Source organism: Shewanella sp. 6_MG-2023 (genome assembly GCF_030547195.1).
GTDB lineage: Bacteria > Pseudomonadota > Gammaproteobacteria > Enterobacterales > Shewanellaceae > Shewanella.
This window is the reverse complement of record NZ_JAUOQU010000015.1, coordinates 67404-82392: the sequence shown is the minus strand read 5'-3', so window position 1 is coordinate 82392 and position 14989 is coordinate 67404. Positions and strand designations below refer to the sequence as shown.

General features: G+C 41.3%; 10 protein-coding genes. 3 read left to right on the top strand and 7 right to left on the bottom strand.

The genetic code is table 11. From position 1 onward, the window contains the following. Nucleotides 1–422 precede the first annotated feature (422 nt). From Q4533_RS10710 to ackA, 3 genes are all read right to left on the bottom strand, one after another. Complete coding sequence (locus Q4533_RS10710; RefSeq protein ID WP_303502717.1) at nucleotides 423–872, bottom strand: hypothetical protein; 450 nt, start codon at nucleotides 870–872, stop codon at nucleotides 423–425. Between the two features lie 813 nt (nucleotides 873–1685). Next, the gene (gene pta, locus Q4533_RS10705; protein ID WP_102439877.1) at nucleotides 1686–3833 is read right to left on the bottom strand and encodes a phosphate acetyltransferase; all 2148 of its coding nucleotides are present in this window, start codon (nucleotides 3831–3833) and stop codon (nucleotides 1686–1688) included. A gap of 71 nt (nucleotides 3834–3904) precedes the next feature. Then, nucleotides 3905–5104, bottom strand: coding sequence for an acetate kinase (gene ackA, locus Q4533_RS10700; protein WP_102439876.1), 1200 nt, complete (start codon nucleotides 5102–5104; stop codon nucleotides 3905–3907). Nucleotides 5105–5281: 177 nt separating this feature from the next. On the opposite strand from ackA, the gene yfbV reads away from it, so the two are divergent. Next, nucleotides 5282–5725, top strand: a complete 444-nt coding sequence (yfbV, locus tag Q4533_RS10695; protein ID WP_102439875.1) for a terminus macrodomain insulation protein YfbV — start codon at nucleotides 5282–5284, stop codon at nucleotides 5723–5725. Between the two features lie 55 nt (nucleotides 5726–5780). Here yfbV and pflA read toward each other — a convergent pair whose 3' ends face one another. Continuing rightward, a complete protein-coding gene (pflA, locus tag Q4533_RS10690) occupies nucleotides 5781–6512 on the bottom strand; it encodes a pyruvate formate lyase 1-activating protein (RefSeq protein WP_102519459.1) in 732 nt (243 codons plus the stop codon). An 88-nt stretch (nucleotides 6513–6600) separates the two neighbouring features. Then, nucleotides 6601–8883: a formate C-acetyltransferase gene (gene pflB / locus Q4533_RS10685; RefSeq protein WP_303502716.1), complete on the bottom strand. Its 2283-nt coding sequence runs from the start codon at nucleotides 8881–8883 to the stop codon at nucleotides 6601–6603. Nucleotides 8884–9414: 531 nt separating this feature from the next. Between pflB and focA the strand changes: the two genes are divergently transcribed. Both focA and yfcC read left to right on the top strand, forming a co-directional pair. Continuing rightward, a complete protein-coding gene (gene focA, locus Q4533_RS10680; protein ID WP_102439872.1) occupies nucleotides 9415–10329 on the top strand; it encodes a formate transporter FocA in 915 nt (304 codons plus the stop codon). A gap of 352 nt (nucleotides 10330–10681) precedes the next feature. Continuing rightward, on the top strand, nucleotides 10682–12208 hold the full coding sequence (yfcC, locus tag Q4533_RS10675; protein WP_102439871.1) for a putative basic amino acid antiporter YfcC: 1527 nt from the start codon (nucleotides 10682–10684) through the stop codon (nucleotides 12206–12208). Between the two features lie 114 nt (nucleotides 12209–12322). On the opposite strand, the gene Q4533_RS10670 is transcribed toward yfcC, so the two are convergent. Beyond that, nucleotides 12323–13399 (bottom strand): methyltransferase, encoded by a 1077-nt coding sequence (locus Q4533_RS10670; protein ID WP_102519461.1) that lies wholly within the window; start codon nucleotides 13397–13399, stop codon nucleotides 12323–12325. 277 nt (nucleotides 13400–13676) lie between these two features. Beyond that, a complete protein-coding gene (gene cysK, locus Q4533_RS10665; RefSeq protein ID WP_303502715.1) occupies nucleotides 13677–14642 on the bottom strand; it encodes a cysteine synthase A in 966 nt (321 codons plus the stop codon). Nucleotides 14643–14989: the final 347 nt, after the last annotated feature.

The following is a 14989-nucleotide window of genomic DNA, read 5'->3' as shown; positions in this document are numbered from 1 at the left end:
TCAGTTTTAGGAGCGTAAAAATCGTATATAAACGAATATCTTGTATATTGAACATACGATTTGGTAAGTTTTTCGTAATTATTGGTATCATTAAAAGTGTTGGCTTGCTACAATTAGCCTTAAGAAGACCGATGGTTGCGCTTCTCTGTATTGGTAAATGTCACCCCTAATTATAGACATGCCATGCACCTTACAAACGACCTAAGATTGATAGGAGTTATTATGGAAGTTCATGAATATGATAATGCTTATTACCAAGTAAAAGACGATGTTTTAGAGTCGTTACCTACTGAAGAAGAATAAGCGGATCGAACTAATAGTATTAGCTCTTTCACAAGCATAAAAAAAGCAGCCTCAGCTGCTTTTTTTATGCTTAAAATTGGCGAGTCGAGCTAGCTTAACTCACGTTGGCTAAAGACCGCTTACAGGTCAATGCGGCCCTTTTCAGTTATTACGCCAGTGATGGTCCAACGGTTACCGTTTTTAATGAGTTTAATGGTACGGTCATCAACCCAAGGGTTGCCGCCTTTTAAGCCTTCCATTTTAACTTTTACATCAACTTCATCGGTAAATTTGCGGAAAAAGTCGATATTGATATCGTCAACACTCATATTAACCTCTGTCATGGACAGCCCCAACACATGGCGCTGTACTGCTGAGGCAATATGGTAATGGGAGATGATATTTTTTAATTCTTGATTGACATAAATCATGGCTTGATTGATATCTCTATCAACATAAATAGCATTAAAGAATCCCAATGATACTTCTTCAGGGGAGAGTGGTTTTTCTAATCGGCCTTGAGGGTTTTGTTCAGAAGGACTGCAGGCACTTAAAAGTAATAAACAGATAATAACAACGATTTTATGCATGATGAGTTGATAAGGTAAAATAAGATGATTGAGTATCGCTATTTAAAGGCTCAGACACAAGAATAACGCAAATATTCCAGAAAATATTAAATAGATCTTGACTGAAAAACTCAGCCGTGGCATATCTTAGTAACTCAATACTTAGACTGCTATGTATAACTTCATGTTATCCACAAAATCTGTGGACAACTATGTTGAAGACTATATTCGGCCTGCGTAACATCATGAAAATTAACAGTTATCAATGCTGGTTAAAAAATAACATCATAATTTCCCCCTCGAATCTTTTTGCTTTTCACTTGCTTTTTTATCATTTTATCCTTGCATTTGGGTAATAAATCCTTTTAGGTCGTTGAAAATTCAACCCTTGTTTAATGCTGAAACCCTATGCAGATTCATGTCATAAATGCAGTGTGAATAGCGGCGTTCTTGCTGGGGATATTTAGTGGCTTACAGACCACAACAGATTTTTATTACTCGATGACGTATGACGTATGACGTGCATGGATGAGCAATTTACTGATAATGGCATAGGGTTTTTACCATAGAAGGTTACTGAGGTATTTTTAAGGTGGTAGCGGTTAATGGCAGGGTATTTTAAGCAGGGGAAGTGAGAGTAGCAAGTTGTAAAGTCGCCTGCTTGTTAGCTTAAATTTTGGTTTTACAGCCTAATGACAGGGCTGTCATTGTTCAGCTTTTGTAATTACGGCTTAGTTTTAAATGAATTTGGCCCCAAAAAAAAGCACTAGCGTTAGACGTTAGTGCTTTTCGGCTTAAAACTTAGCGCAGCTTACATCGCGCTACTTAAAGTCATTAAGCTTGTTCGTTTTGTTTAGCTTGAATCGCAGTCAATGCGATGGTGTAAACAATATCATCGACCAATGCGCCGCGTGATAAATCGTTTACTGGTTTGCGCATACCTTGCAGCATTGGACCAATACTGATCAGATCAGCACTACGCTGTACCGCTTTGTAAGTCGTATTACCAGTATTTAAGTCTGGGAATACGAATACCGTCGCTTTACCAGCTACAGGGCTGTTAGGCGCTTTAGAGCGGGCCACATTTTCCATCACTGCCGCATCATATTGTAATGGACCGTCAATGACTAAGTCAGGGCGTTTTTCTTTCGCGATACGGGTTGCTTCACGTACTTTATCAACATCAGAACCGGTACCTGAAGTACCCGTTGAGTAGCTGATCATCGCAACGCGTGGCTCAATACCAAATGCAGCAGCAGATTCAGCTGATTGAATGGCAATATCTGCTAATTGATCAGGGTTTGGATCTGGGTTAATCGCACAGTCACCATAAACAAGTACTTGATCAGGCATCAACATAAAGAAGATAGATGACACTAAGCTTGAGCCTGGCGCTGTTTTAATTAACTGCAGCGGTGGGCGAATGGTATTGGCAGTGGTATTTACTGCGCCTGAAACGATACCGTCAACTTCATCTTGCGCCAGCATCATGGTGCCTAACACCATGTTATCTTCTAACTGCTCTTTAGCGACAACTTCAGTAAGGCCTTTGTGACGACGTAAATCAAGCATACCTTCTACATAGCGCTCACGTGCTTGCAGTGGATCGATGATTTGTACGCCTTCACCTAAAACCACATCTTGTGATGCAGCAATACGTTGAATTTCTTCTGCATTACCTAAAAGTACACAACGGGCAATGCCACGTTCAGCACAAATAGCGGCAGCTTTAATGGTTCTTGGCTCTTCACCTTCAGGCAGGACAATGGTCTTTTTCGCAGCGCGAGCAAGTTCAGTTAACTTGTATCTAAATGCTGGTGGCGATAAACGATGTTCTCTTGGCGAGTTTTCAGTAACGCTTTCAATCCAGCTTTGATCAATATGACTGGCAACATATTCTTGAACGTAGTCAATACGTACAGCGTCATCAACCGGTACTTCATGGTCAAAACGTTGAATATTAAGCGATGTCTGCCATGTGTTACTGTCTACAAGGAATACCGGTAAACCGGTATCAAAGGCACGTTCACACAATGCCATGACTTCTGGTTCAGGCTCGTAACCACCAGTCAGTAATAACGCACCAATTTTCACGCCGTTCATGGCGGCAAGACAGGCTGCGACAATCACGTCAGAGCGATCCCCTGAGGTGACCAATAATGAGTCGGTGCGCATATGAGTAACCATGTTTGGAATACTACGGGCACAGAAGGTCACTTTACGTAAACGACGGGTGTTCATTTCACCGGCATTGATGATTTTGGCATGTAAATGCTTGGCTAAATCAGATGCACGTGGAGACACTAAGTCCAGGTTATATGGCACGCTACCTAAAATGCGTAATGGGCTTTTACCTGGCAGTTGGAACATCGCTGATGAATCAGCTTTGTTAATGTCGGTGTGATCAAATATCTCTGATAAGTCAGGACGTGTTGCGCCTTCTTCATCAACAGGTGCACCAATTTTATTGATGATAGAACCAATAAGACGTTTGTTTTTAACGCCGCCCCAAGAGTTATAAGCGATTTCTAAGCGGTTCATTAGACCGTTAGGTGAATCGTTACCCGGAGTCGCGATGAAAATGATATCCGCATCTAATGCTTTAGCAATTTCAAAGTTAATGTCATCTGAGAAAGGGTGGTTACGCGTTGGCACTAAACCTTCAATAACGATGGTCTCAGTGTTTGATGCACATTCACTCGCGCGAGCAATGATTTGCTCCATGAGTACATCAATTTGCTCTGCACGGATCAGGTTCTCAGCATGTTCCATTGAAAATGGCTCAAGCGGGTTAACCGTTGGAGAGTGACTTAAAATGGTGGTTGAACGTTCAGGGCCGGTATCGCCGTTACGGATTTGCGCGATAGGCTTGAAAAATTGAACTTTAACACCTTTGCGCTCTAAGGCACGTACCATCCCAAGGCTTAATGAGGTTAAACCTACACCTGTGCCGATTGGAATTAACATGATATTACGAGACATAAAAACCTCTAATATAAATTGAACAAAGCCTGTTTAATAACAGGCTTTAAAAAGAATTAAGCAATTAACGATTAAGCAGTGATCAGCTTGATAGCATCTTCTGCGATAACCCATTCTTCGTTAGTTGGGATAACCATCGCAACTGTGCTGCCTTCTTCAGTGATAATACCTTCATTACCGAAACGCGCTGCAGTGTTCTTTTCTGCATTCACTTGGAAGTTGAAAATTTGCAGCATGTTAAGTACTTTTTCACGGATGAGATCTGAGTTTTCACCGATACCACCAGTGAAGATAACAGCATCTAAACGACCTAATGGCACAGTGTAAGAAGCAATGTACTTAGCTAAACGGTAGCAGAAAATTTCTAATGCTAAGGTTGCGCCTTTATGGCCATCTTTATAACCGTCTTCAATACCGCGGCAGTCGTTAGTCAGCTCTGAAATACCTAATAAACCACTTTGCTTATTGATTAAGTTATGAACTTCATCAAGGGTGTAACCTAATTGGTTCACTAAATGGAACACGATTGAAGGATCCATATCGCCACAACGTGTACCCATTACTAGGCCTTCAAGTGGTGTTAGACCCATTGAAGTATCAACGCTCTTTCCGCCTTTAATGGCAGTAACAGATGCACCGTTACCAAGATGGGCAACGACAACATTTGTATCAGCAACGTCTTTGTTTAATACTTTAGCGGCTTCGCGGCTAACAAATAAGTGGCTAGTACCGTGCATGCCATAACGACGAATACCATGTTCACGGTATAGTTTGTAAGGAAGTGCATAAACATAAGCACGCTCAGGCATGGTTTGGTGGAAAGCTGTATCAAATACCGCAACTTGAGGAAGTTTTGGGAATGATGCAATAGCAGCGCGAATACCAATTAAATGTGCAGGGTTATGAAGTGGTGCCAGTGATGCACAGTCTTCGATACCTTTGATCACATCTTCAGTGATAAGCACTGAACGAGAGTATTTCTCTCCACCATGAACAATACGATGACCAATAGCTTGGATTTGAGCAGCAAGTTCTGGCTGACCAGCAAGAATATCTTTAACAATAAATTCAACCGCTTCACGGTGAGCAGTAAATGCACCTAAACTAGCTTCATTTTTCGCGCCGTTTACTTTCCATTTAATACGTGAATCTTCTAAACCGAAACATTCCGCAAGACCAGAGATATAATCATCACCTGAAACGGCATCAATAACGGCAAATTTTAAAGAAGAGCTACCACAGTTGAGAACCAATACGAGTTTTTCTGACATGTTGAGACCTTTACATTCTAATCGAACAAAATTTAAATTGATGTGAAACCTTGTTATTTCAACAATCAATCATAGTTAATGATTTACAAATTAGCCGATAAATTTAGCTGAAATTTGGGGCTAAATAGGGCTGTGTGCTATTGTGCATGTATCTATTAATTGATTTAGGGCATACCGTTGAACGTAAAAGTATTCAAAATCATCGGCGATGGTCGACGTTATATGAAAACGTGGCCAATGATCCGACAACTTGGGTTTTATTTCCCTGAATACCGCGTTGTAAGGGCAACCCATTTAGGCATCATGTTCATGCCTTTTTTTGCTATTTTGGCTGCAATGAGCCAAGTGTATGTCAATGGATGGGCGTTTTTGCCCCAAGCCATTGCCATTTTATTATTTTTTATCAGCTTACCTGTTCAAGGCTTGCTGTGGTTGGGCTGGCGAGCAAGACACCCGTTGCCACTGACCTTATTTGATTGGGCTAACCAACTCAGTGCAAAGCTAACCGCAATGGGGATTAGCAATAAACCGTTGGGCCCTAAAGCGTGTTACTTAGATATGGCAGTGATTTTAAAAGTGGCCTTTGACCGTTTAGATCGCAGTTACTGGGAAGAGCTATAGTCTTCAAGGGTTACACACTTTAAAAATGACTGAGTCAATCATAATTTAGCGAAACTTAATAATTGGCACTTATTCCACGCTCGACGAATACCGCTTTAATGGCTTCCATCGTTTCTTTACTTGGCGGCTCTACACCTTCTAACGGATAGGTTTCACCGAAAGCTTCCCACTTATGGGTGCCAAGCTGGTGGTAGGGCAGTAATTCAACTTTCTCAACGTTTGTCATCGGCTTGATAAAATCTGCCAAGGCAATGGCTGAGTCGATATCTTCAGTAAAACCGTTAACCACAACATATCTAACCCAAGTTTTTTGCTGACGTTTAGCAAGGTGCTGTGCAAATTGCAGTGTGCGTTGGTTGCTCACTTTGGTTAAATCAATGTGTTTGGCATCATTCATTTGCTTGATATCAAGCAATACTAAGTCGGTGTTATCGAGTAGTTCATCGATAATCGGTGTGTATTTTCGAACGAAACCATTGGTATCGAGACAGGTATGCAAATCGTTTTGTTTACAGGCTTTAAAGAGCTCGTTTACGAAATCAGCTTGAAGAATCGCTTCTCCACCAGTTGCTGTAACGCCACCTGATTTTAAGAAAGGTTTGTAGCTGATGATTTGGCTCATGAGTTCATCAACACTGACCTCTTTACCACCATCTAAATCCCAAGTGTCACGGTTATGGCAGTATTGGCATTTCATTAAGCAGCCTTGCATAAAGGCAACGAAACGAATGCCTGGGCCATCTACTGTGCCAAAAGACTCGATTGAGTGAATGCGACCTGTGGTCATGAGAACTCCGAACAAACAAATGAAAAAAGGTTGTGCTAATTAGCAATAGTGACATCACTTATATTAGCACAACCGATTTTAGTTGATATTACATGCTTTTAGTAAAGGTACGTGTAATAACATCTTGTTGCTGTTCAGGTGTTAACGCGTTGAAACGTACCGCATAACCAGACACACGAATGGTTAACTGTGGGTATTTGTCAGGGTTAACAATCGCGTCTTCAAGCATTTCGCGGTTCATTACGTTAACGTTTAAGTGTTGACCACCTTCACTGTTAGCGTTGCTCATGAAGTAACCATCCATCAATGATGCAAGGTTAGCACGACGTCCAACTTCATCTTTACCTAGTGCATTTGGCACGATAGAGAATGTGTAAGAAATACCGTCTTGTGCGTGAGCAAATGGCAGTTTAGCTACTGATGTTAATGAAGCGATTGCGCCATTTTCATCACGACCATGCATTGGGTTAGCACCCGGAGCAAATGGTGCGCCAGCTGGACGACCATCAGGTGTAGTACCCGTTTTCTTACCGTATACAACGTTAGAAGTAATAGTAAGAATAGACTGTGTTGGAATCGCATTACGGTACATTTTCATGGTACGGATCTTAGCCATGAAACGTTCAACTAAGTCACAAGCGATGTCATCTACACGTGGGTCATTGTTACCAAATTTTGGATATTCACCAGAAATATCAAAATCAATTGCAATGCCGTCTTCGTCACGGATTGGCTTAACAGTACCGTATTTAATTGCAGATAGTGAATCGGCTGCAATTGAAAGACCTGCGATACCACATGCCATGGTGCGACGTACATCACGGTCATGTAATGCCATTAATGAAGCTTCGTATGAATACTTATCATGCATGTAATGGATAGAGTTAAGTGCTGTCACGTATTGTGTCGCTAACCAATCCATTAAGCCGTCTAAACGACCCATTACATCATCAAATTCTAATACTTCTGATGTGATTGCATCTGCTTTAGGTGCAACTTGGATTTTTAGTTTTTCATCAACACCGCCGTTGATAGCGTAAAGCATGGTTTTCGCTAAGTTGGCACGGGCACCGAAGAACTGCATATGTTTACCCACAATCATTGGGCTAACACAACAGGCAATTGCGTAATCATCTGATTCGAAATCAGGACGCATTAAGTCATCATTTTCGTACTGGATTGAACTCGTATCGATTGATACTTTTGCACAGTAGTTTTTGAAACCTTGTGGCAGCTCATTTGACCATAATACGGTAATGTTTGGCTCAGGGCTTGGGCCCATGTTGTAAAGCGTGTGTAAGAAACGGAAGCTTGATTTAGTTACCAAAGTACGACCGTCTAAACCCATACCAGCAATTGATTCAGTTGCCCAGATTGGGTCGCCTGAGAACAATTCATCGTATTCAGGAGTACGTAAGAAACGCACCATACGAAGTTTCATTACGAAATGGTCAACCATTTCTTGTGCTTGTTCTTCAGTGATAACACCGTTAGCGATGTCACGTTCAACGAAGATATCGATGAAAGTAGAAGTACGGCCCAATGACATTGCTGCGCCATTTTGGCTCTTAACAGCTGCAAGGTAACCAAAGTAAGTCCATTGGATTGCTTCTTTTGCATTCGTCGCAGGAAGAGAAATATCACAGCCGTATTTTGCTGCCATTTTCTTGATTTGACCCAATGCACGATGTTGCTCTGCAATTTCTTCACGCAGTTGCATTGTGTAAGTTAAATCTTCGCCAGCTTCAAAACCTGCTTGAAGTGAAGAGAACTGAGCGTATTTATCTTGCATTAGGTAGTCAATACCGTAAAGCGCGATACGACGGTAATCACCAATGATACGACCACGGCCATATGCATCAGGTAAACCAGTTAAAATACCAGATTTACGACAAGCCATAATTTCAGGAGTATAAATATCGAATACACCTTGGTTATGGGTTTTACGTAATTCAGAATAAGTGTATTTAACGTCTGCGTTTAATTCGCGGCCATAAGCTTTACAAGAGCCTTCAACCATACGAATACCACCATTTGGCAGCATTGAACGCTTAAGCGGCGCATCAGTTTGCAAACCAACGATAGTTTCTAAATCTTTATTGATGTAACCAGCATCATGAGAAGTAATGGTCGAAACCATTTCTGTGTCGAAATCAACAGGTGCGTGGGTTGCATTTTCTTGCTTGATGCCAACCATCACTTTTTCCCAAAGTGATTCAGTAGCTGCGGTAGCGCCAGCTAGGAAAGATTCATCACCTTCATATGGGTTGTAGTTTTTCTGAATAAAGTCACGAACGTTGACTTCTGTTTTCCAGTCGCCAGCTTCAAAACCTTGCCACGCATTTGCAAATAACTCTGTTTTATCGGTCATGGTAATTTACCTTCTCGTCAATTAACTGCTGCTGAACTGCGACTTGATGTTAGTTGATGTCTATTACAAACAAGTTAGCAGAACAAAAATTGAGATCCCTATTGATGGATGATCGCAAGGGCATCTAATCCGTTGGCTTAACCGTTATCGTAATAGCGATTAAGCTAAATTTCCCATTTATCTAAATTGGTAAGACCAATTTACCCTGCAAAGATTAACATAGCTTTGGGTTAACTTCACTTAAAAAAATAAAATCTGGCTATGCGAACAGTGAAACTGTTAAGTGCTTAACAGTTTCTGAGCAAAAAGTTTTTTATTTAATCAATTGGGTCTATTCTTGCTAACCTTTTGCAAGCGTGCTGCTAAGGCTGCTTAGCCCTATATTGCTTGCTATACTGATTTATAGCACCTTTTAGCAAAACTGATACTTAATTAGTGGCTGTTAATCTAATTGGGTCATGGTGCTGGTAGATTTCTTAATCTTTGTTCTTGGTCATACCAATTTAATTTATAGTTTTACTCGGGGTTTTTATGAAAAATGCATCTGGCGATCAACAGCAAATTGCTGCGACGCCAACCACCTTCCAAAATGCTGAAGCATTTGGTTTAGCTAAAGTTGCTAAAAGCCCTTGGCAATCATTTATGTTATCGATATTTGCCGGTGCATTTATTGCGATTGCATTTGTGTTTTACATTACAGTGACTAACGGCAGTACTATGGGCTGGGGCATGACACGCTTTATTGGCGGTATTGCGTTTAGCTTAGGATTAATTTTAGTTGTGGTGTGCGGCACAGAGTTATTTACTAGTACAGTGTTAACCTCGATCCCTTGGGCGCAGAAAAAAGTCAAAACAGCGACCCAATTACGTTGTTGGGCCAGAGTTTATGCGGGCAATTTAGTCGGCGCACTATTGATGGTGTTTCTGATCATGAGTGCGCGCATGTTTGAACTCAATGATGGTCAATGGGGGTTAAGTGCAATGAAGCTTGCACAGCACAAAATTCATCACACTTGGTCACAAGCATTTACCTTAGGTATTTTATGTAACATGTTAGTGTGCTTAGCTGTGTGGATGACCTTTGCCACCAAAGATCTCCTGACGAAATCCTTACTGATGATCCTGCCTGTAGCCATGTTTGTGAGCAGCGGTTTTGAGCATAGTATTGCCAACATGTTTATGGTGCCAATTGGTATTGCTATCCATTCATTTGCACCGGATAGTTTTTATGTAGCACTTAACCTAGACCCGCAACAATTTGCCGATCTTACTGTGAGTAACTTCGTGTTTCATAACCTGATCCCTGTAACCTTAGGTAATATAGTGGGTGGTGGGGTGTTTGTTGGCATCGGCTTTTGGTTAGTTGAACAAGGTAAATTAACCCTTGGCACTGACGGCGCAAGTCACGGCACTATTACAAGCCGTGTTGAGCCTAAAAACGATTAAGCACCTTAGAGTATGAAGTCTGCATAGAACTACTGTCAGTCTTAATTTGAATGCCCAGCCTTTGCTGGGCATTTTTGTAGCTAGCCTTTTTTACCAAAGCAATTTCAAACTCAGCAGCATTTGATATCAAGTACTAATATCATCAGGCTTTTATTGTTGACTGGTTTTTATTCGATTAAACTTTTTCAATAACAAACGAATATGCGTTAAGGCTACTTTTTAGGCGCTAATATATTGTTAACCTGCCATTTTTAGATATTTTAACTAAAAGTCTGCAATATTTAAGACTATTTAAATGCTAGTATTTTATAAATAAAACCTACCTGATAATAACAATAACAGTGGTAATGAAATGTTAGAGCAACAAATAGCCAGTAATCCCCCCCAAACAACCAAAGTAATGCCTGATACCTTAGTGATCATATTCTTTGTTGCCTTTGCTGCAGCACTGTTGACCTATGTGGTGCCCATTGGCTCCTTTACTACCCAAGAGGCACATTATGTTGTCGATGGTGTGGAAAAGACACGCAGTGTTGTCGACCCTAATTCGTTTAGCTATGCAACAGATGAACAAGGTGAGCCACTACTTAGCCCAATGGGGCTATTTAAAGGTGATGGTGGCATGGGCTTTTTTAACTTCGCCTTTGAAGGCTTAGTTTCTGGTTCTAAGTGGGGCAGTGCCATTGGCGTGATTATGTTCATGTTAGTGATCGGCGGCTCATTTGGAGTGGTGATGGCCACTGGCACCATTGATAACGGTATTTTACGCTTAATCGATAAAACCAAGGGCAACGAGCAGTTATTTATTCCGGTTATCTTTAGTTTATTTTCTTTAGGCGGGGCGGTTTTTGGTATGGGCGAAGAGGCAATCGCCTTTGCAATTATCATTTGCCCGTTAATGATCCGCCTTGGTTACGACGGCATATGTACCGTGATGGTGACTTACGTTGCGACACAAATTGGTTTTGCCAGTTCGTGGATGAACCCATTTAGTGTGGCGATTGCTCAAGGCATTTCAGGGGTGCCGGTATTATCTGGGGCAGGGGTACGCTTTGGGCTTTGGGTTGGCTTTACCTTAATTGGGATTATTTTTACCATGCGCTACGCCAGTAAAATTCAAAAGCAACCCAGCTTGTCGTTTAGTTTTCATAGTGATCAGCATTTTAGAGATAACCAGCAAGGAACAGTAAAAGACAGTCGCTTTAATATGGGTGACATATTGGTATTACTAACCATTGCAGCAACCATAGGCTGGGTTATCTGGGGCGTGATTGCTCATGCGTGGTTTATTCCTGAAATTGCCAGCCAGTTTTTTACCATGGGCATTGTAGTCGGTATTATTGGCATATTGTTCAACCTAAACGGCTTAACCATGAATAAAGTAGCTCAAAGCTTTAAGCAAGGTGCAGGCACCATGCTCGAGCCTGCACTATTAGTGGGTTTAGCTTCTGGCATTTTATTATTAATTGGCAGTGGGGGGGCAACAGAACCGAGTGTGCTAAACAGTATTTTGCACAGTGCAGGTAGCGTGATTGGCCAGCTACCGAATGCCTTATCTGCTTGGTTTATGTTGTTATTCCAGTCGGTATTTAATTTCTTCGTCACCTCAGGCTCAGGCCAAGCGGCGTTAACCATGCCATTGATGGCGCCACTGGCAGATCTTGTGGGTGTGACTCGTCAAGTATCAGTACTGGCGTTTCAGTTAGGCGACGGCTTTACCAATGTGTTAGTGCCTACTTCAGCGTCGCTGATGGCGACTTTAGGCGTATGCCGAGTGGATTGGGGTGATTGGGTTAAGTTTATTTGGCGCTTTATGGTAGCGCTAATGGTGCTTTCGAGCATTGCAGTGATTACGGCCCATTATTTAGGCTTCAGTTAAACAAGGCGCGATATTATTTATTATAAATGGCATTTATTAAAAACGGCATCAATGAATTTATGCCGTTTTTTTATTGTGATAACCACTAAATAAGTCATTAACTTAAAAATGAGCTTAACAAGGCTTTTTCTTACAGCGTAACAAAGTATGACCTATGCCAATGTTATCTATATCTTCATCCACATAAAGGCCTGCTTCACTGATCATTTTTAGCATATCTTTACTGTGATACATGCGGCTATTACCATTCGCTATTGCAGTAAAATATAGTGAGGTGGCGTTAACACAGTAGGCACCCGCTTCGTATGGTTGTCTGTCCCAGTAAGTCTCTAAGATACACAACTCACTATCAGAGCGCATAGCAGCAGCGGCGCGTTTTAAAATAGTGACAATTTGCTGTTTTGAGAAACAATCCAAAAATTGGCTCATCCAATATAAATCAGCATGTTGATAGAAAGGTTTATCACTATCAAGCAAATCGGTTTCAAGTGGATGCACTCGATCGGCAACCTTATTTATCTTGGCATTTTCCATCGCTACAGTTAACTGCCCCGGCAAGTCCATAATGGTGATGTTGACTTGGTCATCATAGCCTGTGCAAGCAAACGCCCACTTACCTGTATTGCCGCCCACATCAACAATATGTTGTGGCTTAGATCGAAAAATTAACGGTAAAAGACTATCAAACGCATGATCGGAATAGTAATGGTCAAACTCAAACCAGCTGCGTTTAACCTGCTCAGGTAATTGGCTTAATCCCGGGTAAATGGTGTCCCAATCGCCAAGGTATTTTAAGCCTTCAGCTTTGCCATTACGAAGAGATGCTTCTAATTCAAACAAACCTTGGTAACAGACATCGTGAATAAAGTTCAGATTCTTTGCAGCCATATCATCATGTAATAAGAAATGTCCTGTTTTATCTAAGCGGTAACGCTCATCTTTGCACCAAAGCAGACCCATACTTAGACCCATATCCAGTAAAACATGAATAGCATACTCAGATACGTCAGCATCATTTACTAACTGCGCTAAGCTAATACCTTGATCGCCTGCTGCATCAATTTGTGCCAGTAGGCCGAATTGGCTAAGGCAACGGGCCACTTGAAAGCTTACAGGTGCGAAGGCTATTTTTTGTGCTTCGAATTTAGCATCGTAGGCGGATATTTTTTTCGGTGATTGATAAAAAGACATAAAATGAAGATTGCTCTAGCAGCAGGAGAAAAAGTGCTGCGATATTAGCAAACACTATTAAATAGGAACTTGATCTAGCTCTAGATGTTGAGCTTGTTAACGACATGCTAGGGCGGGATAATGCATTTTTGGGACACACGCCTTAGAAGTTGCAGATAGTTGAATTGAAACTTACTTATGTGCAGGTAGTTACGTTTGTTTAAACCAATAAAAAGCTCTGCAAATGCAGAGCTTTTAAAGTGTTTAGCGATTTTTAGCAATCAGTCACTAAATATGGTTACTGTACGTTTTCGCTATCGCTAAATTCGCCAGCAAATAGTGCTGATGATAAGTAACGCTCTGCAGCTGAAGGCAAAATAACAACAATATTTTTGCCTGCATACTCTGGCAGTTCAGCAATACGATTCGCTGCAACTACAGCTGCACCTGAAGAAATACCCACTAAGATACCTTCTTCTTTCATTAAGCGGCGCGCCATATCAATTGCATCTTCATTGCTAACAGCTTGCACAAGATCAACCAAATCTAAATCTAAGTTGCCAGGGATGAAACCTGCGCCAATACCTTGAATTTTGTGCGGTCCAGGTTGCAGAGGCTCACCTGCTTTAGCTTGAGCAATAACTTGAGAATCAACTGGCTCAACCGCCACTGACACAATATCTTTATTCTGACTTTTTAAGTAACGGCTCACACCCGCAATAGTACCGCCAGTACCAACACCTGCTACGAATACATCGACTTTACCATCGGTGTCATTCCAGATTTCTGGGCCTGTGGTTTTTTCATGAATTTCTGGGTTCGCAGGGTTACTGAATTGACCGAGAATAAGGTACTTTGAAGGATCAGATAAACGAATTTCTTCTGCTTTATCAATCGCGCCTTTCATGCCCTTAGCGCCTTCAGTTAACACAAGGTTAGCACCTAATGCTTTTAATAATTTGCGGCGCTCAAGGCTCATGGTGTTTGGCATAGTAAGTGTTAGCTGGTAACCGCGCGCGGCAGCAACATAAGCTAGTGCAATACCAGTATTACCTGAGGTTGGCTCAACTAATTCGATACCAGCTTTGAGGGTACCTTTCTTTTCGGCATCCCAAATCATGTTGGCACCGATACGACACTTAACACTGAAACTTGGATTGCGTGCTTCTATTTTTGCTAGCACATTACCATTGCTTACTCGATTAAGGCGCACTAGTGGGGTATTACCTAGCGTATATGAATTGTCTTCGTAAATGTTGCTCATGGTTTAGCTCCTTGTTTGCATTGTCTAATGATAATCGGTTTAGGTGGCTTTAACAGTGACAGTTAGTTATTCGTTATTCCTTTTAGTTATTAAAGCAAACTCTACTATAATAATAAAGCATCTTCTTAATTAACAATCATTTACTTTTGCTGCAACAGTTAAGCACATTATTACTCGCTTAGATGGTCAGACCTTTAGCAAATCGTCAATTAGTGCTTAGCGAAAATGCCAGAACCCAATAGACTTGTTTTAATTGTAAAATTTTCCCTGTATTAACCAGATGGCCAAAAGTTATCAGTATGGCAATGTCGAGGTGGGAAACTTGTTACTCCCCAATACCTTAATGG